This window comes from Pseudoalteromonas sp. SR45-6, assembly GCF_014163545.1.
Lineage (GTDB): Bacteria > Pseudomonadota > Gammaproteobacteria > Enterobacterales > Alteromonadaceae > Pseudoalteromonas > Pseudoalteromonas rhizosphaerae.
Genome location: NZ_JACJDM010000014.1, coordinates 60,869 through 80,542 on the forward strand (window position 1 = coordinate 60,869; position 19,674 = coordinate 80,542).

Annotated in this window: 16 protein-coding genes; 4 read left to right on the forward strand and 12 right to left on the reverse strand. The window is 41.5% G+C overall.

Annotated elements, in window-relative coordinates; translation table 11 throughout:
* Nucleotides 1-19: 19 nt before the first annotated feature.
* The 12 genes from H5158_RS08725 to rsmD form a co-directional block, all read right to left on the reverse strand.
* On the reverse strand, nucleotides 20-2,539 hold the full coding sequence (locus H5158_RS08725; RefSeq protein WP_182739860.1) for an EAL domain-containing protein: 2,520 nt from the start codon (nucleotides 2,537-2,539) through the stop codon (nucleotides 20-22).
* A gap of 92 nt (nucleotides 2,540-2,631) precedes the next feature.
* Nucleotides 2,632-3,915 carry a phosphoribosylamine--glycine ligase gene (gene purD, locus H5158_RS08730; RefSeq protein WP_149983113.1) on the reverse strand — a complete coding sequence of 428 codons (1,284 nt, stop codon included), beginning with the start codon at nucleotides 3,913-3,915 and terminating at the stop codon, nucleotides 2,632-2,634.
* Nucleotides 3,916-3,929: 14 nt separating this feature from the next.
* Nucleotides 3,930-4,748 (reverse strand): class I SAM-dependent methyltransferase, encoded by an 819-nt coding sequence (locus tag H5158_RS08735; RefSeq protein ID WP_182717209.1) that lies wholly within the window; start codon nucleotides 4,746-4,748, stop codon nucleotides 3,930-3,932.
* Between the two features lie 108 nt (nucleotides 4,749-4,856).
* Nucleotides 4,857-6,443, reverse strand: coding sequence for a bifunctional phosphoribosylaminoimidazolecarboxamide formyltransferase/IMP cyclohydrolase (gene purH, locus H5158_RS08740; protein ID WP_182717208.1), 1,587 nt, complete (start codon nucleotides 6,441-6,443; stop codon nucleotides 4,857-4,859).
* A 211-nt stretch (nucleotides 6,444-6,654) separates the two neighbouring features.
* Nucleotides 6,655-6,945: a DNA-binding transcriptional regulator Fis gene (gene fis / locus H5158_RS08745; RefSeq protein WP_002957804.1), complete on the reverse strand. Its 291-nt coding sequence runs from the start codon at nucleotides 6,943-6,945 to the stop codon at nucleotides 6,655-6,657.
* 20 nt (nucleotides 6,946-6,965) lie between these two features.
* Nucleotides 6,966-7,937 (reverse strand): tRNA dihydrouridine synthase DusB, encoded by a 972-nt coding sequence (gene dusB / locus H5158_RS08750; protein ID WP_182739865.1) that lies wholly within the window; start codon nucleotides 7,935-7,937, stop codon nucleotides 6,966-6,968.
* 281 nt (nucleotides 7,938-8,218) lie between these two features.
* Nucleotides 8,219-9,100 carry a 50S ribosomal protein L11 methyltransferase gene (gene prmA, locus H5158_RS08755; RefSeq protein ID WP_149983109.1) on the reverse strand — a complete coding sequence of 294 codons (882 nt, stop codon included), beginning with the start codon at nucleotides 9,098-9,100 and terminating at the stop codon, nucleotides 8,219-8,221.
* Nucleotides 9,101-9,168: 68 nt separating this feature from the next.
* A complete protein-coding gene (gene rpoD, locus H5158_RS08760; RefSeq protein WP_145234798.1) occupies nucleotides 9,169-11,010 on the reverse strand; it encodes an RNA polymerase sigma factor RpoD in 1,842 nt (613 codons plus the stop codon).
* A 131-nt stretch (nucleotides 11,011-11,141) separates the two neighbouring features.
* On the reverse strand, nucleotides 11,142-12,896 hold the full coding sequence (dnaG, locus tag H5158_RS08765; RefSeq protein ID WP_182739861.1) for a DNA primase: 1,755 nt from the start codon (nucleotides 12,894-12,896) through the stop codon (nucleotides 11,142-11,144).
* A 169-nt stretch (nucleotides 12,897-13,065) separates the two neighbouring features.
* On the reverse strand, nucleotides 13,066-13,512 hold the full coding sequence (locus H5158_RS08770) for a GatB/YqeY domain-containing protein (protein WP_145234803.1): 447 nt from the start codon (nucleotides 13,510-13,512) through the stop codon (nucleotides 13,066-13,068).
* Nucleotides 13,513-13,532: 20 nt separating this feature from the next.
* Entirely contained in the window at nucleotides 13,533-13,748 is a 216-nt protein-coding gene (gene rpsU / locus H5158_RS08775; protein WP_002957797.1) for a 30S ribosomal protein S21, read from the reverse strand.
* A 163-nt stretch (nucleotides 13,749-13,911) separates the two neighbouring features.
* Nucleotides 13,912-14,511 carry a 16S rRNA (guanine(966)-N(2))-methyltransferase RsmD gene (gene rsmD, locus H5158_RS08780; RefSeq protein ID WP_182739862.1) on the reverse strand — a complete coding sequence of 200 codons (600 nt, stop codon included), beginning with the start codon at nucleotides 14,509-14,511 and terminating at the stop codon, nucleotides 13,912-13,914.
* Nucleotides 14,512-14,724: 213 nt separating this feature from the next.
* Between rsmD and ftsY the strand changes: the two genes are divergently transcribed.
* The 4 genes from ftsY to rpoH all read left to right on the forward strand — a co-directional run bounded on the left by ftsY (nucleotide 14,725) and on the right by rpoH (nucleotide 19,465).
* The gene (gene ftsY, locus H5158_RS08785; protein ID WP_182739863.1) at nucleotides 14,725-16,665 is read left to right on the forward strand and encodes a signal recognition particle-docking protein FtsY; all 1,941 of its coding nucleotides are present in this window, start codon (nucleotides 14,725-14,727) and stop codon (nucleotides 16,663-16,665) included.
* A gap of 52 nt (nucleotides 16,666-16,717) precedes the next feature.
* A complete protein-coding gene (ftsE, locus tag H5158_RS08790) occupies nucleotides 16,718-17,395 on the forward strand; it encodes a cell division ATP-binding protein FtsE (protein WP_064665448.1) in 678 nt (225 codons plus the stop codon).
* Nucleotides 17,392-18,378, forward strand: a complete 987-nt coding sequence (ftsX, locus tag H5158_RS08795) for a permease-like cell division protein FtsX (RefSeq protein WP_182739864.1) — start codon at nucleotides 17,392-17,394, stop codon at nucleotides 18,376-18,378. The genes ftsE and ftsX overlap by 4 nt, the downstream gene beginning before the upstream one ends.
* Nucleotides 18,379-18,601: 223 nt before the next feature.
* Nucleotides 18,602-19,465, forward strand: a complete 864-nt coding sequence (gene rpoH, locus H5158_RS08800; protein WP_145234811.1) for an RNA polymerase sigma factor RpoH — start codon at nucleotides 18,602-18,604, stop codon at nucleotides 19,463-19,465.
* Nucleotides 19,466-19,674 lie beyond the last annotated feature (209 nt).

The window sequence follows — 19,674 nt, forward strand, 5'->3', positions numbered from 1 at the left end:
AAACATGTGGCAATTTTACTTAATTAGCTTGTTTATTTTCAGCTAACCACAACAAATAATCATCTACAGCGATGGCTTTGGAGTAATAGTAGCCTTGCCCGTAGTCTGCCCCCATGGCCTTTAAAAGTTGTTGTGTTGTGACATCTTCAACTCCCTCGGCAGTGACTTTTAAACCTAGGCTATGAGCCATTTCTATCGCAGCCTTAACAATTACTCTATTAGCACTGTGAGTAGGGAGACCTATAATAAATGATTTATCTATTTTTAAGGTTGAAAAGTTGTAGCTAACAAAACAATTTAGTGACGAATAGCCAGTACCAAAATCATCTAAAATCACTTCAATACCAAGGCGGGTTAATTGTTCAACTAAGTGAATCATTTGCTGTTGGTTTGCAATTAAAGCTGACTCAGTAAGTTCAAATTTAAGTTGTTTAGCAGGAACGTTATGTTTGAGTAAAGTGTTTTCAATTTTCTCAATTAAATTATGGATCATTAAGTTTTTAGCACTTAAATTAACGCTTACTTTATGCTTAAAAAAACCTGCGTGATTAAACTTAGCGATATCTTGGCAAGCCTGATCGAGCACCCATAATGTAAGTTCATTGATAAGACCAGTACGTTCAGCTAATAGAATTAAAGCTTCAATATTGATTTGTTCATAAGGAGCATTAGGCCAGCGCAATAAGGCTTCACTGCCAATCGTTTGGCCGCTGCGTAAATCTATTTGTGGCTGATGATAAATAGTTAACTGGTTAGTTTTTAAGGCATTTTGGAATGCAGCCGCTAAGCTAATGTTCATAGTGACAGGCATTACTTTTGAGTGATTATTTGGATAGCTTGTTTGTGGCGCTTCGGTTAATGAAAAATAGCCATTTTGCAACCATGTATCAAAGCCACTTTCACCATCTAGGATACAATAACCCATTGCGTAGTTTAACTGTAAATCAAACCCTTGCACTGGATGATGCTTCGGTAAGCTTTTGCGGATTTTGGTTAATTTATCATGCAGTGATTGCGCACTTTGAGTTTTAATTGAAATGAATGCTAGCACACCGTTGCTCAAATCGGCAATCCGCGGATAGGTATCTAAATTGTTATCTAAATTGATAAACTCGCGCTCTTTACTCAGTTGCAGCTCAAGAGATTTAGCTATAGCAACAACGAGCTGACAGCTTTGAGTTTGATTTAAAATATGACTGAGAGAATTAAAATCAGTAATTCTAATTAAGCATAAGCTTGCTGTGCGCTGATTGAGCTGTAAAGTCATATAGGCTTGTTTTAGCATAGCACTGTTTAATAACTTGGTTTGTTCTGTATGAGTGGCGTGGTACAACGCCTTTTCTCGTTGATAGCGCACTCTATCGGCAAGCGCCATAGCCATTAAGATGACTTCACAAAGAATCGCAACCAAAAAAGCATGGCGGGTGGTGAAGCTATATTCTAATACGCCTGTTAGTTCTAAAGGTTGGATTGCAGCGCCAATGATCAGTGGGATCCACGAGATCATATAAAACTTAGCCCAACGAAAGCCGCTAAGTAGTTTGTTGTAAATTAAAATAATACAAACAATATAGAGTAATACCAACACAGCAAAAAATATTTGCGAAGAAATATATTCAACAATGAAAAAGCTGGCGAACCCTAAAACGAACATTAAGCCCAATAGTATTAGGCTTAGTTTATAGCGCCAGCATTTATCTTTATGATAACGTAAAAACATAGTACAAAATGACAGCGTAAAAAATGCGATGGCGTAATTACTTACCACTATATGGAGGTTAAAAAGCTGTTGTAAGGATACTGGCCATAAGTAAAAACCAAAGCCTAATACCGAGCCCATTAGGATCAACGCTGACAGTATGTAGCCAATATAAATAAGATAAACCCGATCACGAATACCAAAATACAGTACTAAATTATATAAAGCCGCCATGATTAGTACGCCAACAAAAATGCCCCAGATAGCGGTTTGTGCACGGAGTAAATCTTTAAATTCAGCCTCGCCATATAAGTTAATTGGGGTTTTACTGATCCCTGTAGTGTCTATTTTTATGACCAAAAAACTCTGGTTTTGTGCGGCAACAGTAAATTCTATATGCGGTACACTGTATTCAAATAAGCTTAATCCTGTTTGCCGATCGCCTAAATTAAAGGTGTTAATTAACTGGCCTTGGTTATCGAGTTGATAAACAGTCAAATAATCAATCATCGGATTATCAAAGTGGGCGTAAAGCTCTTTTGATACTGCTGTCCTATTGTCTAACTTCATCAGCAGCCAATAGTTTTGAGATTTTAGCCCCCATGGAATGGTGTCAAAGGGTTCTGCAATACGTGAATTAGATTCGTCTAAAAATGCTGTAAGTGTTAATGATTTTGATGGATCTATGCGATAGCTTTGCGCTAAATAAACCGCAGCTGTTTTATTGATTGTATAGCGAGTAGGGGTGGCTAAATGATTCGCAAACGTATATACGATGAACAATAGTATGCTCAAAATAAACAATGCAATAATATGGTATTTAAATGGCTGTTGTTCCAAGGTGCTACTTATATGTAATACATCACGGTTTTAGTGTAGCACTAAAAAAGCGCAGATAAACTGCGCTTATTATTAATAGCTGCTGGTTAGACCTATTTTTCGCGAGCAATAGCGCGATAAGCAATATCTGTACGGTATTCCATACCTTGCCAGCTAATTTCATCAACTAGTTGGTAGGCACGTTGCTGCGCTTCGGTAACTGTGTTACCTAGCGCCGTTGCACATAATACTCGGCCACCGGCAGTCACTACGTTATCGCCGTCTTGCTTAGTACCCGCATGGAAGACTTTTTCGCCTTCTGGGTAGGTTACTTTCAAGCCACTGATTGCATCACCTTTTGGGTAGTTATCAGGGTAGCCTTTAGCTGCAAGTACCACACCCACTGCTGCGCGTGAGTCAAACTCAATCGTCGTTTTATCAAGTTCAACACGATTAGCTGCTTCAATCAGTTCAACTAAGTCAGACTGTAAACGAAGCATCATAGGTTGTGTTTCAGGATCACCAAAACGGCAATTGTATTCGATTACTTTAGGGGTCCCAGAGTCATCAATCATCAAACCAGCATAGAGGAAGCCAGTGTAAGGATGGCCTTCGCTTGCCATACCTTCTACTGTTGGGTAGATCACTTCGTTCATAATACGCTGATGAATTTCATCAGTTACCACTGGCGCTGGTGAGTATGCCCCCATACCGCCAGTGTTCGGACCTTGATCGCCATTATAAGCGCGTTTGTGGTCTTGGCTGGTAGCAAAAGGTAATACGTTTTTACCATCAACCATCACGATAAATGAGGCTTCTTCACCTTCTAAGAACTCTTCGATTACCACGCGGCTGCCAGCTTCACCAAAGGCATTACCGGCTAGCATATCGCGAATAGCATCTTCAGCCTCAACTTCAGTCATGGCAACAATGACGCCTTTACCTGCGGCAAGACCATCAGCTTTGATTACAATCGGCGCGCCTTTTTCTTTTAAATAAGCAAGTGCAGGGTCGATTTGTTCAAACGTTTGATAATCCGCAGTTGGGATAGCATGACGAGCTAAAAAGTCTTTAGTGAATGACTTAGAGCCTTCTAGTTGCGCAGCGCCTGCTGTTGGGCCAAAGATAGCTAAACCGTGCTCACGGAATTTATCTACCACGCCAAGTACTAATGGTACTTCAGGTCCAACAATGGTTAGCTCAACATTATTGTTTTGTGCAAAGCTAAGTAGGCCATCGAGATCTTCAACGTTAATGGCAACATTCTCAAGCTTGGGTTCAAGCGCTGTACCGGCATTACCTGGTGCAACATAAACAGTGTTTACTTTTGTATTTTGAGCGGCTTTGAACGCAAGTGCGTGTTCGCGGCCGCCGCTGCCAATGACTAATACATTCATGGCGAATATCCTATTTAAAGCGGTTTTTTAAATTTCAGCGTCATGCGGTCGCTTTCACCAATAGCTTTATATTTAGCGGCATCTTGCTCGCCAAGTTTAAGGCTTGGTGGAAGGGTCCATACACCCTGTGGGTGATCGGCTGTATCAAGTGAGTTTGCATTTATGTCACTGCTTGCTGCCAGTTCAAAGCCTGCTTGTTTAGCAAGTTCGATTACCACGCTTTGCTTCATATAACCTGATGACTTTTGCATTTCATCAGCTTGCGCTTCAGGTAGGCGATGCTCAACCACACCTAAAGTACCACCTGGTTTAAGTGCTTTGTAAAAAGACTTAAATGCATTAGCTGCGGCGTCTTTATCTTTGCTCATATACCAATTATGTACATTGCGGAAGGTTAACACCATGTCTGCGCTGCTCGCCGGGGCAATGTCTAAATGTGTTGAAGGGGCGAATTCAGTCAGCTTTACTTTATTGAATCGCTCATCTTCAGCAATTTTCTTTTTAAAGCCAGCTAGAGCTCGTTGGTAATAACCCACCGATGAGTCAGCAGGGAAATGCGCGGCATAATAAGTGCCTTGCTCTTTCAGTGCTGGCGCTAAAATTTCACTGTACCAGCCGCCGCCAGGCGCAATCTCAACAACAGTCATAGTTGGTTTAAAACCAAAAAACTCTAATGTTTCGACAGGGTGGCGGTATTGATCGCGATCACTGCTGCGCTCGCTTGATTTAACTGCATTATTTAATGCTGAATCATGGCCATGCTCATGGCTAATAGCCATAGTTGATGTCATCGCAAGGGTGGCAACAAGTAGAGATTTTAGTGCAAATTTCATCGTCTGTTCCTTCACATTATATTTTTAGAATAGGTTATAGAATAAGCAGAATACGTGAATTTGGTGCAAACAAAAAGAGCTAACTGATGCAGTTAGCTCTTTGTGTGATTAATGGCGGAAGTGACGCATGCCAGTAAACACCATTGCCATACCAGCTTCGTCAGCGGCAGCGATAACTTCTTCATCGCGCATTGAACCACCTGGTTGGATCACAGCTGTAATACCAGCCTCTGCAGCTGCATCAATACCATCACGGAATGGGAAGAACGCATCAGATGCCATTACTGAACCTTTAACTTCAAGGTTTTCATCAGCGGCTTTAATTCCGGCAATTTTAGCTGAGTAAACGCGGCTCATTTGGCCTGCACCTACACCAATGGTCATACCGTCACGGGCATAAACAATGGCGTTTGATTTAACAAATTTAGCCACTTTCCAGCAGAATAATAAGTCTTTAAGTTCTTGCTCAGTAGGCTGGCGCTTAGACACAACCGTTAAGTCGCCTTGCGTTACCATACCCAAATCACGGTCTTGGATGAGTACACCGCCATTAACGCGTTTGATGTCATGACCTGTCGCTTTGCCTGACCATTGGCCACACTCTAGTAAGCGTACATTTTGCTTAGCCGAAATAATTTGTGCCGCAGCTTCTGATACTTTAGGCGCAATGATCACTTCAACGAATTGACGAGACACAATCGCTTCAGCGGTATCAGCATCAAGCTCTTGGTTAAAGGCGATGATGCCACCAAATGCTGACGTAGGATCGGTTTTGAATGCGCGATCATAGGCTTCAAGGATGTTGTCACCGATTGAAACGCCACAAGGGTTAGCATGTTTAACAATAACACAGGCTGGTACATCAAATTCTTTCACACATTCAAGAGCTGCATCTGTATCAGCAATATTATTGAAAGAAAGTGCTTTACCTTGCAGTTGTATGGCAGTTGCAACAGACGCTTCTTGAACGTCGTTTTCAACATAAAAAGCCGCATCTTGGTGTGAATTTTCACCGTAGCGCATGTCTTGTTTTTTAGTAAACTGCATATTGATAGTGCGTGGGAATTTAGTTTCCTCAGCTGCTTCATCAGTGTAGTCAGCAACCATCTTACCGAAGTAATTAGCAATCATGCCGTCGTATTGCGCGGTGTGCTCGTAAGCAGCAATGGCAAGATCAAAACGTGTTTTGTACGTAGTTGAACCATTGTTGCTTTGCATTTCGCTGATCACGCGGTCGTAATCTTTGGCGTTTACTACAATAGTCACGTCTTTGTGGTTTTTAGCCGCAGCACGCACCATCGTTGGGCCGCCGATATCAATGTTCTCAATGGCATCTTCAAGGCTGCAGTTTTCTTGAGCGACTGTATTCGCAAAGGGGTATAAGTTAACTACAACGATATCGATAGCTGAGATGTTATGAGCGTCCATTACATCTTCATCTTGACCACGACGCGCTAAAATGCCGCCATGAATTTTTGGGTGAAGAGTTTTTACGCGACCATCCATGATCTCAGGGTGACCTGTGTGGTCAGATACTTCAGTGACTTTAATGCCGTTATCGGCAAGTAATTTACAAGTACCGCCAGTTGATAAGATGTCTACGCCTTGTGATTCAAGAGCGCGAGCAAATTCAACAATACCGGTTTTATCTGACACACTTAGTAGTGCGCGACGAATTGGACGATGTGTATCCATTGTAGTTTGATTACCTCAGTGTTTGAGCTAGCTTAGAAAGGCGCTATTTTAACTGAATATCGCTTAAAAAACGATATTTATACACAAGTCATTTGGGTATACAGAGTGAGGATTTTGCAATTAGACGCTTTTTTGAGGATTTTTAAAGATATAAAAAAAGCACCCGAAGGTGCTTTTTCAAACTAATGTTGTGATAAATCACAACACGGTATTAGTTCATGCCGTATTTCTTTAGTTTCTTACGTAAAGTACCGCGGTTGATACCTAGTAAGATTGCCGCACGTGTTTGGTTGCCACGTGTGTAAGTCATTACTTCTTCAAGTAATGGTGCTTCTAGCTCTGAAAGAACAAGGTCGTAAACGTCTTGCACATCTTGACCGTTAAGCTGTTTTAAATAGTGATGAACAGCTTTCTTCACTGCATCGCGTAATGGCTGCGGTTTCTCGTGTGACTGAACATGAGGGTTAGTGATAAATGGAGAAGTCACGTTTTGTTCGAACATTGTTTATATCTCTTTCTTTCTTAGTTAGCTGCTAGTGTTTTAAAGTATTGCTCTAATGTCTCGATTTGTGCCTGTGGATTATCGAGAGCATTAAATACTCGCCTAAACTGACCGTCACTGTCATGGGTTTGCAAATACCAAGATACATGTTTGCGAGCGATGCGCGCTCCCATTGGTTCGCCGTAAAACGCATGAAGGTTCACTAAGTGTTCCATCAAAATACCACGTACTTCCGTAATTGGAGGCACAGGTAAATGTTCACCGGTTCGCAAATAGTGGTCTATCTCCCTAAATATCCAAGGGCGACCTTGGGCGGCTCGACCAATCATAATGGCATCTGCACCCGTATAGTCCAAAACCTGTTTTGCTTTTTCAGGAGATGTAATATCACCATTAGCAACCACAGGTATCGACACTGAACGTTTTATATCCCTAATTGTGGCGTATTCAGCTTCACCTTTGTACATACATGCGCGTGTACGCCCATGTACGGCCAATGAAGCTATGCCATAACGTTCAGCTATTCTCGCAATCTCAACACCGTTACGGTTATCCTGATCCCATCCTGTGCGGATTTTCAGTGTTACAGGTACATCAACAGCGCTAACCACCGCATCTATAATCTCTTCCACTAAACCAGGAAACTGCAAAAGGGCGGAGCCTGCGAGTTTCTTGTTCACTTTCTTAGCTGGGCACCCCATATTAATATCTATGATCTGTGCACCATTAGTTACATTGAATTGTGCAGCCTGCGCCATAAGCTCAGGATCAGCTCCTGCGATTTGCACCGCGCGTATTCCCGATTCACCACTATGATCCATACGGTTCATTGATTTCTCGGTTTTCCATACCAAAGGATTTGACGATAGCATTTCAGACACAGCTAGCCCCGCACCTAAGCGGCGACAAAGTTGTCTAAATGGTCTATCAGTAATTCCCGCCATTGGCGCCACAATTACATTGTTCTCTAATTGATATGTTCCGATACGCACTGTATTCAATAGGCCTCTTTTCAAGGGGCGCTAAGTTTACGGTTTTTTTGTCAAAAATCAAAGGCTATAAATTGAACAAAAGTGACTTTTTTTTGACTTTTGCATATTGACATTTGATAACAGTTTGACGAACGGCTTTATTTGTGTGAATTTTATACAGAACTAATTTGTGATAAGAAATCATTCTGTTTTTTTGCGTGTAAATAATAGGTAAAGCCTGTTAATTACAGGCTTTACCTGAAGGTTTTACGTTAATACTCTAAATTGCCGATCCCAGTAAGTTAAGCTTTTTTTATGCCACTTACCCGTGTCCATTCACCTTCAACAGCGATATCATCAAGCGCTAAAAAAGGGGCATAAACATCTGCTACCGACTGCGCTTGTTCTTCTAAAATTCCCGACATAGCAATTTTACCACCTGGTTTTAACAAGCCTAAAATCACGCTGTGTAATTCACGCAGTGGCGCAGCTAAAATATTGGCCACCACGATATCGGCGCTAAACTCAGGCTGATTTTCTGGCAGGTATACTTCGAGTTTATCTGCAACGCCGTTTCGCTGTGCGTTATCTAAGCTTGCTTCAAGGGCTTGAGGATCGATATCGATGCCGATCATGCGCTCAGCGCCAAGTTTGATAGCTGCAATGCCTAAAATGCCTGAGCCACAACCAAAGTCGACCACAGTTTTACCGGTCAAATCTTGGCTTTCTAGCCATTTTAAGCACAAAGCGGTGGTGGCATGGGTGCCAGTGCCAAAAGCAAGGCCAGGGTCAAGCAGTACATTGACGGCATCAGGATCGGGAATATCACGCCAGCTTGGGCAGATCCATAGTTTTTCACCAAACTGAATTGGGTGGAAGTTATCCATCCATTCACGTTCCCAGTCTTTGTCTTCAAGTTGCTCTATTTTGTACACTAAGGTGTCTTTTAACTCATCGTGGCGCTGTAATAGAGCTATCACCGCATTCATATCGTGGTTAGCTTCGAATAGACCAATTACAGTCGTGTCAGCCCAAAACACCACAGTGCCGATTTTTGGTTCGTAAATAGGGGTGTCTTTAGCATCAATAAAGGTAACAGACGCACTACCTGCCTCCATTAATAGATCACTTACTGCATCTGCGGTTGCAGCATTAGCATTGATACGGATTTGGATCCAAGCCATAATTATTTCCTGTAAATAGAAAAAAGGCCGCTACAGCGGCCTTTTAAATTTAAATCTGTATTTGCTAATTACTTAGCATCTAAGAAGCTTTTCAATAAGTCAGAGCGTGAAGGGTGGCGTAATTTACGTAGTGCCTTCGCTTCGATTTGACGAATACGCTCACGCGTTACGTCAAACTGCTTACCTACTTCTTCTAGGGTATGGTCGGTATTCATATCGATACCAAAACGCATACGTAATACTTTAGCTTCGCGGGCTGTTAAGCCAGCAAGCACATCATTGGTAGCGCCACGAAGAGATTCCATTGTTGCCGAGTCGATTGGCGAATCAATAGTAGTGTCTTCGATAAAGTCGCCTAAGTGCGAATCTTCATCATCACCGATTGGCGTTTCCATAGAAATTGGCTCTTTAGCAATCTTAAGTACCTTACGGATTTTATCCTCAGGCATCATCATGCGTTCTGCTAATTCTTCTGGATTTGGCTCACGACCCATTTCTTGCAGCATTTGACGAGAAATACGATTAAGTTTATTAATCGTTTCAATCATATGCACCGGAATACGGATTGTACGCGCTTGGTCGGCGATAGAGCGGGTGATTGCTTGACGGATCCACCACGTAGCATAAGTTGAAAACTTATAACCACGGCGATATTCAAACTTATCAACAGCTTTCATCAAACCAATGTTACCTTCTTGGATTAAGTCCAAAAATTGTAAACCACGGTTGGTGTATTTTTTCGCAATTGAGATCACAAGACGTAAGTTAGCTTCAACCATTTCTTTTTTCGCACGGCGCGCTTTTGCTTCACCAATGCTCATACGACGGTTGATGTCTTTAATACGCTCAATGCTTAAACCTGTGCTTTCTTCGATTACACATAGTTTATTAATACAGCGGATGATTTCTGGTTTGATTTCTTCTAATTTTGCAGAATGTTTTTCATTCGCAGCAATCTCAAGATCAATCCATGCAGCATCAGTTTCATTATTAGCAAAGTGCTTAACAAAAGTTTTCTTCGGTAGCTTAGCGATTTGTACAGCTTGTTTCATGACGATACGTTCTTGAACACGAACTCTGTCCATCATTTCACGCATGTTGTTAACCATACGATCAAACTGTTTCGGCACTAGTTTAAAGGTTTTAAACAGCTCACCAATCTCAAAAATCGCAGCTTGCGATTCTGGATGTGAACGGCCTTTACTATCAAACGTGTCGCGTGCTTTATTGTAAAGATCACGAAGGTTTTCAAAGTGTACACGAGCCTCTTCAGGATCTGGGCCAGTATCTACTTCTTCTTCGTCTTCATCATCGCTATCAGTATCATCGTCATCTTCATCATCAAGTTCTTTTTCGCTTAATTCAGAACCGATATGGGTAGCAGAGATTGGCGCAGCATCTTCATTAGGATCGAAGAAACCAGAGATAATGTCGCTTAAGCGCATTTCTTCTGCTTCAAACTTATCCCATTGCTCAAGTAGGTATGTAATTGCTTCAGGGTATTCTGCAACCGAGATTTGTACTTGGTTGATCCCTTCTTCAATACGCTTAGCGATAACAATTTCGCCTTCACGGGTAAGCAATTCAACAGTACCCATTTCACGCATGTACATACGAACCGGATCCGTTGTACGGCCGATTTCTTTATCTACAGTAGCAAGCGCAGCGGCTGCAGCTTCCGCTGCGTCTTCATCTGTTGTTGTTTCTTGCATCATCAATTCATCGGCATCAGGCGCGTTTTCGCTAACCTTGATACCCATATCATTGATCATACTAATGATATCTTCTACTTGATCTGAATCGATAATATCTTGTGGAAGGTGATCATTAACTTCTGCAAAAGTTAAGTAACCTTGCTCTTTACCTTTTTGAATCAGAAGTTTTAATTGTGACTGAGGAGTTGGATCCATAGAGATTGTTTCTTCCACTCTGATAAGTTGATACAACAGGCGCCAGCTTGCTTATTTATTAAGCCAAGCTAAGTATTATTTGACGCAGTGAATAGCACAGTATAACAGCATAATTCATTTTTGACTAGCTGTTAGTGTCTTTTCGACCCTTTTAACGCTTGAGTAAGGGCTAAACATTCTAGTCTTTCTTCACTCGTAAGTCCTTGGGTCTTGTCTTTTATTAATAAGGTCTCGAGTCGATAATTTAAACACTGATCTTCAATAAATCTGAAAGTATTTTTAAATTCGTCCTCTAAACGGTCGTCATTGATCTCATGACGCCAAGTAGCGAGCTTAATGAGCGCCTCGTACTCGGGTGTTTCTCGAAATGATTCAATTAATTGCGCTGTAGTAATGTCACTTTTTTGTAAAGCGCAATGTTGCAACCTAATAAGCAAGGCGATACCGGCAATATTCATTTGTGCTAAATCAGCTAAATAAGGCACTGTATTGGCTAATTTAGGGTGCTGAATTAGTAACCCAATTGCGCGACGCATTGGCGTAATTTTAAATTTTCGCTCAATCGCATGCTGCTGTTTAGGTGTTTTTAAGCGATTGTTTAACTGCTCTTTAGTGCGGCCTATTAATCGACCTAAGTGCTCTAATAAGTTTTCTTGATAAAACTGACTAGGGATTTTCTCAACCAACGGAAGCACAGCACTAAGAAGCTTAGCTTTACCTGCATCGGTAGTTAAATCAATCTCTTGGCTGAGTTTATTAAATAGCACTTTAGTAAAATCATCGGCTTGAGATAAACGTAGTTCAAACGCTTCTTTGCCTTCTTTTTGTACTAATGAATCGGGATCTTCACCGTCTGGTAAAAATACAAACAGTAGCGCTTTGCCATCATTTAAATAGGGCAGGGCATTTTCGAGTGCACGCCAAGCGGCATCTCGGCCAGCGCGGTCACCATCATAACAACAAATTACCCGGTCAGTGGCTCTAAACAATGTATGCATGTGTTCAGTGGTGGTGGCAGTACCAAGCGCAGCTACCGCATATTCAATACCTTGCTCGCTCAGTGCCACAACATCCATATAGCCTTCAACTATGAGTACATGGTCGAGCTTTTTATGCGCTTGTTTTGCTTCATATAATCCATATAGTTCAAAGCCTTTATGGAAGATACGGGTTTCTGGCGAGTTTAAATATTTAGGTCCTTGATCCGCTTGCATCACACGGCCACCAAAAGCAATAACACGACCACGTTTATCGCGAATAGGGAACATTAAGCGATCACGAAAGAAGTCAAATTGGCGGCCTGGGGTTTTCTCTGAGGCCAGCTTTAGCTCAACTAATTGCTCTTTTTGTGCTTTATTGCGGCCAAGTTGTTGGCAAAGGCCTTCCCATTCACTGGGGGCATAACCAATCATAAACTTTTTAACGGTTTCGCCACTTAGGCCTCGGCCTTTTACATAGTCTATTACGGTTGCTGAATTAGCATGATGTTTTAACTGGTGTTGATAAAAACGCGCACTATGGAGCATTAAATCGTAATCTGAGCGTTTTTGTTCTGCGGTACGCTCTGGGCCATTACTGGTGCCTTGCTCTCGAGGTACATCAAGATTTAGGATGCTTGCAAGTTCTTCAATGGCATCAACAAAGTCAAGCTTGTCGTATTCCATAACAAATGAAATAGCGTTGCCGTTCGCACCACAACCAAAGCAATGATAAAACTGTTTGTCTTGAGATACGGTAAATGATGGGGATTTTTCGTTATGAAAAGGGCAACAGGCTTGGTAATCTTTGCCCGCTTTTTTTAAGCCAACTTTGGAGTCAATTAGCTCAACAATATCGGTTCTGGCAAGTAAATCATCTATAAAATTACGTGGGATCTTTCCAGCCATTAGTAAAGTGTAGTCCTGAGATAAATAGAAAATAAGGTGAACGAAATATCAGATAATTTAGTTCTACAATTTAGATTTGAACACAAATGCTATTTTTATTAAAGCGAAAAACGAAGAAACCGAGCACATGGCTCGGTTTGCTTAAATCATACATCTGTATGTGGGAGTATTAGGCAGTTAATCGTTGCTTAATTAAACCAGAGATCTTACCTAAATCGGCGCGACCTTCAGCTTTGCTTTTGATTATACCCATTACTTTACCCATATCTTGCATACCTGCTGCGTTAGTATCAGCAATAGCCGCATCAATAAGAGCTATGATTTCTTCTTCACTCAATTGTTGAGGTAAGAATTCTTCAAGAGCTGTAATCTCATTGGCTTCAATTTCGGCTAAATCTTCACGGCCAGCATCAGTATACTGAGTGTAAGAATCACGGCGTTGTTTAACAAGCTTCACTAATACTGCGGTAATACCGTCATCATCAAGTGTTATTTGCTCGTCAATTTCACGCTGCTTGATTGCAGCAAGCACCATACGAATTGGGTTAAGACGAGATTTGTCTTTCGCTCGCATCGCATCTTTTTGCGCATCTTTTAGCTTTATTAAAAGGCTCATTTATACAAGACCAATACTGATCAATATAATTTAACGCGACGTGCGTTATCGCGAGAAAGCTTCTTCATGTGACGCTTAACCGCTGCAGCTTTTTTACGCTTACGCTCAGCTGTTGGCTTTTCATAGTGCTCGCGACGACGAACTTCTGAAAGGATACCTGCTTTTTCACATGAACGCTTGAAGCGACGAAGTGCTACGTCAAACGGTTCGTTCTCTCTTACTTTAATTACTGGCATTAAAAATTCACCTACCTAAATAATGAGCGTTGCTCAAGTTGATCAAACAATGATCAAGTGGTTCAAAAATGGTGCAGTATTGTAATCCGAAGCCGCACCACATGTAAAGGATAAATATTGTCTGCTCCAAGTGGAAACAAAAAATATTTCTATGTTACTAATTTTACTGTAGTTCATAGAGGCGGCAAAATACTTGTCCCGCCGCTTTTTCTTTTAATAACAGCCAATTGCTAGGTGTTTGCAATGCACTCATCTCACTTTCTACTTCAACATAAATGAGAGCATTTTTACTTAGCCAGTCATTTTCAGTGAGTAAATCACAGCATTTTTGGGCTAAACCTTGGCGAAAAGGTGGATCAATAAACACTAAGTTAAACTGTTGTTGCTGAGTATTGTTACTTAAATAAAGCAAACTGTCGGTGCAAATTACTTCAGCGTTAGTGAGCTTTAACGTGTCAATATTAGTTTGTAATTGGTTGGCGGCTAGTTTATCCATCTCTAAAAAGCGTGCACTGAGAGCAAAACGAGAGAGTGCTTCAAAACCTAATCCACCGGAACCTGCAAAACAATCGAGTACTTTAGTATCGCGAGTATCTTGCATTAACCAGTTAAATACCGTTTCTTTGATACGATCTGTGGTTGGACGAAGACCTTGCACATCTTTTACTGGTAATTTACGGCCACGAAATTGCCCGCTGATGATCCTAATAACGCCATAGCTGGCTTTATTACTCACTTGTTTTTGTGGTGATTTATTTCTCATTTAGCTCACTAAAAAATGGTATCTAGAATCCAGCTCAGATAATATTGCAATCATATAGTAGCGTGTCATTTTTCAACTGCGCTAAAAGTGTTACTATGAGCATCTTAGACAATATGTTGTGGTTATTAGCGGCTGTGCTTTTAAAGCAATGCAGCGAATACACAAAGTATTACCGTTAGTTTATCAGATTTTTATAAGTGGTTATTAGCAAGTATGGCAAAAAAAAATAAATTCCTGTCTTGGTTTGGTTTTGGTAAGTCAGATAAAAACCAACAAGTAGAGCAGACCGCCCAAGAGGCCGATAACCAACAAGCGGAAGTTGAGCGCTTAGAACAACAGCGTATTGCCGCAGAGCAAGCTGAAGCTGAGCGTTTAGAGCAACAACGAATTGCTGCAGAAGAGGCGGAAGCTGAGCGCTTAGAACAACAGCGCATTGTTGCAGAGCAAGCTGAAGCTGAGCGCTTAGAACAACAGCGCATTGTTGCAGAGCAAGCTGAGGCAGAGCGCTTAGAACAACAGCGTATTGCTGTAGAGCAAGCTGAGGCACGTGATGCTGAACGCCAAGCCATCACAGATGCTGAATTAGCAGCAACAGAACAAGCAGAACAACAACGCCGCGATGAAGCCGCTCGTTTAGTGCAGCAAGAAGAAGCAATGCTTTTAGAGCAAGAACGTATCGCAGCAGAGCAAGCCGAAGCTGAGCGTTTAGAGCAAGAGCGTATTGTTACTGAGCAAGCGGAAGCTGAGCGTTTAGAGCAAGAGCGTATTGCCGCGGAGCAAGCCGAAGCTGAACGTGTAGAGCAAGAGCGTATTGCTGCCGAGCAAGCCGAAGCTGAGCGTTTAGAGCAAGAGCTTATTGCCGCAGAGCAAGCCGAAGTTGAACGTGTAGAGCAAGAGCGTATTGCTGCCGAGCAAGCTGAAGCTGAACGTGTAGAACAAGTGCGTATCGCAGCAGAGCAAGCCGAAGCTGAACGTGTAGAGCAAGAGCGTATCGCAGCAGAGCAAGCCGAAGCTGAGCGTGTAGAGCAACAACGTATTGCTGCAGAGCAAGCCGAAGCTGAGCGTGTAGAGCAACAACGTATTGCCGCAGAGCAAGCTGAAGCCGAACGTGTAGAGCAACAACGTATTGCTGCCGAAGAGGCGGAAGCTGAGCGTTTAGAGCAAGAGCGATTAACAGCCGAGCTTGCCAGCGAGGAAGCAAAAACAGCTGAAAAACCTAAGAAAGAAGGGTTCTTTGCTCGTCTTAAAAAAGGCTTATTAAAAACCAAAGTAAACTTAGGTTCTGGCTTTGCATCGATTTTCACTGGTAAGAAAATTGATGATGAATTATTTGAAGATCTTGAAACTCAGCTATTAACAGCCGACTTAGGTGTTGATACCACCATGAAGCTGATCGATCGTTTGACTGATGCGGCTAACCGCAAACAGTTAAAGGATGGTGATGTATTATATGAGCTAATGAAGCAAGAAATGGCGGCGATGCTTAAAACGGCAGAACAGCCATTAGAAATTCCTGCTGATAAAAAACCATTTGTTATTTTAATGGTGGGTGTTAATGGAGTTGGTAAAACAACGACCATTGGTAAACTTGCTAAGCAATTTCAGGATCAAGGTAAATCAGTCATGTTAGCTGCAGGTGATACTTTCCGTGCAGCTGCGGTTGAGCAATTACAAGTATGGGGTGAGCGTAATAAAATCCCAGTAATTGCACAGCACACCGGTGCTGATAGTGCCTCAGTGATATTTGATGCATTTCAAGCTGCCAAAGCGCGTAACGTTGATGTGTTAATTGCAGATACAGCTGGTCGCTTGCAAAATAAAGACAACTTGATGCAAGAGCTTGAAAAAATAGCCCGGGTGATGAAGAAAATTGATCCCGATGCACCGCATGAAGTGATGCTAACCATCGATGCTGGCACAGGGCAAAATGCAATTAGCCAAGTGAACTTATTTAATCAGTGTGTTGGCCTTACCGGTATTACATTGTCTAAGTTAGATGGTACAGCCAAAGGTGGGGTTATTTTTGCCGTCGCCGATAAATTTAATATTCCGATCCGCTATATTGGTGTGGGCGAAGGCATTGATGATTTACGTGCATTTAATAGTAATGACTTCATTGATGCGCTATTTAGCCAAGATGAGGACGAAGTTTAAATTTAAAAGGGGAGCTTGCTCCCTTTTCAGCTGTGGATGATTGATAACTAAAATGATAAATTTTCAGCAAGTCAGCAAAACATATCCCGGTGGTCACCGAGCACTGGAAAAAGTTAATTTCCATGTTAAACCGGGTGAATTGGCTTTTTTAACAGGTCACAGTGGTGCTGGTAAAAGTACCTTACTTAAACTCATTAGTTTAATGGAACGCCCGTCGGCGGGTCATGTTTTTATTAATGGCGTTGATTTAAATGCAGTAAAATCGCGGCAAATTCCTTATGTCCGCCGTGATATTGGTATCATATTTCAAAACCACCGTTTATTAGAGCGCCACACTATTTTTGATAATGTTGCCTTGCCGCTAATTATCGAAGGTACGCATCATAAGCAAATTGAAAAGCGTGTGCATGGCGCACTTGATAAAGTTGGCTTGCTAGATAAAGTAAAATGCCACCCTTCAACACTCTCTGGTGGTGAACAACAGCGAGTTGGAATTGCCCGGGCAATTGTAAACTCTCCACCATTATTACTTGCAGATGAACCAACAGGTAACCTAGATCCTGAGCTTTCCATGGATATCTTGCGTTTGTTTGAAGAATTTAATAATCATGGCACTACAGTCTTAATTGCCACCCATGATTTAGGGCTGATCTCGCGAATGAAATACCGTAGCTTAACCTTAAAAGATGGTCGCATGAGTCAAGATCCATTGGCAGAGGCAACACTATGAGTTTGTTATTCAAAGGCCGAAAAAGCCAAAATGAACGAGTAAAAAAATCAGTTTTTGCAGCCAGCTATTTCTTTGTGCTGAATATATTTCGCCAAGGTGTATATAGCCTAGGGGAAATGTGGCGCACACCGATGGCGTCAATGATGACCATTGCGGTGTTGGGTTTAAGTTTAACCTTACCAGCGACCTTGTATTTAGTGGTTAAAAATGTGCAGCAGGTCAGCAGTGGCTTTGAAGAAGCTGCAGAGATTTCATTATTTGTAAAAGAATCCATGAGTGAACAAGAAACACAAACGCTTGTTAAACGCTTAGCACTCTACCCTGAAATTGATAATGTCACTTTTATTTCTAAACAAAATGCGCTCACTGAATTTAAAGAAGTATCAGGGTTTGGCCAAGCACTTGAATATTTAGATAGCAATCCTCTGCCAGATGTTGTTATCGTCACGCCGACTTCTCGCCATCGTCAACCAAACGCCGCGCAAGCATTATTAAAAAAGCTTGAAGCAGAGCGTGAAGTTGATTTTGGTAAATTAGATATTGCCTGGCTTGAGCGCTTAAATGCATTATTAAGCCTGTTAAAAGAAAGCGTGATCACCATCGCGTTGTTATTACTGACTTCGGTAACTTTGATCATAGGCAACACTATTCGCTTATCAATTATGGATAAGAAAGAAGAGATCCAAGTGATGAAGCTAGTCGGTGCAACCAATACCTTTATTCATGCGCCATTTTTATGGACCGGCATTTGGTATGGCATTGTTGGTGGTTTGTTTGCTTTTATATGTGTGGCCCTCATGATGTGGTGGCTTGGATCTGCAGTCACCCAAGTCGCTGGAGTGTATCAAACTAACTTTAATTTAATCGGCTTAAGCTTAGGCGAATTTGGCGCGTTAGTGCTACTTGCAACCAGCTTAGGGTTTGTTGGCTCTTACTTATCTGTTAATCGATATATAAAAGAAATCGAACCCGATAAAGTGTAACAATTATTGTTTATAATCATTGATTAAGTTGGTTGTGGTGAATTGCTTTATCATAACCAACTGACCGCAAAGCTAGAATTCATCGCTTATTCAGGCGTTTAAAGTAGAATAAAAAACACTAAAAAACCACTTGCTTCAATCGAAAAAAAGTTTTACATTGAAGTTAGCACTCTAAGTGAAAGAGTGCTAAGATGGTTTCAAATGTTTATCACTGAGGTGAAAAATGAGTAAAGATTTATACGCAATGGCACTCACAGTTGGACAGCAAAGCGCAAGTATGGACGGCTACCTTCAAGCGGTAAGCACTATACCTATGCTAGGTGCTGAGCAAGAAAAAGAGTTAGCGACTCGCTTACAGGAAGATGGCGATCTTAACGCTGCAAAGCAACTCATCATGTCTCACCTTCGTTTTGTTGCACATATAGCTAAAGGTTACTCAGGTTACGGTCTACCGCAAGCTGATTTGATTCAAGAAGGCAATATCGGCCTGATGAAAGCAGTAAAACGTTTTGACCCATCAGTGGGCGTACGTTTGGTTTCATTTGCAGTGCATTGGATCAAAGCCGAAATACACGAATTTGTACTTAAAAACTGGCGCATTGTTAAAGTTGCGACCACTAAAGCGCAGCGTAAATTGTTTTTTAATCTTCGTAAAAACAAAAAACGTTTAGGTTGGTTTAACCAAGCTGAAGTTGCTACCGTAGCGAGTGAGCTAGGTGTGAGTGAAAAAGAAGTTCGTGAAATGGAATCGCGCATGAGCGGCCAAGACATGGGCTTTGATTTAACCGGTGACGACAGCGATGACGCACCAACTAGTACCTATTCGCCTGTGCAATACTTAACTGATGGCAGTAATGATTTAGCTGAAGAAGTTGAACAGCAACAATATCAAGAGCAATCTCATACACGTTTATTTAGTGCGTTAAAAACCCTAGATGAACGTTCACAAGACATTGTTAGTGCTCGTTGGTTATCAGACGATAAAGCAACACTGCAAGAACTGGCTGAAAAATACAGCGTATCTGCAGAGCGTGTTCGTCAACTTGAAAAAACAGCGATGAAAAAGTTACAAGCTGCAATGAGTTAATCACAGTTTTACAAAATTATTAAAAGCCCTGCATGAAAATGCGGGGCTTTTTGCGTTTAGGGAAGCTATAAGTTTTAAGCGATAATACCAATCGTGTTAAGTTACTGACCATTTATAGCGACAGATAAATACAGTGATAACAAGGCGTAAGTTTCGACATGTAGTTGTTATACTTGAATAAATTATAACGCAGTTAGCACTTTATTTAG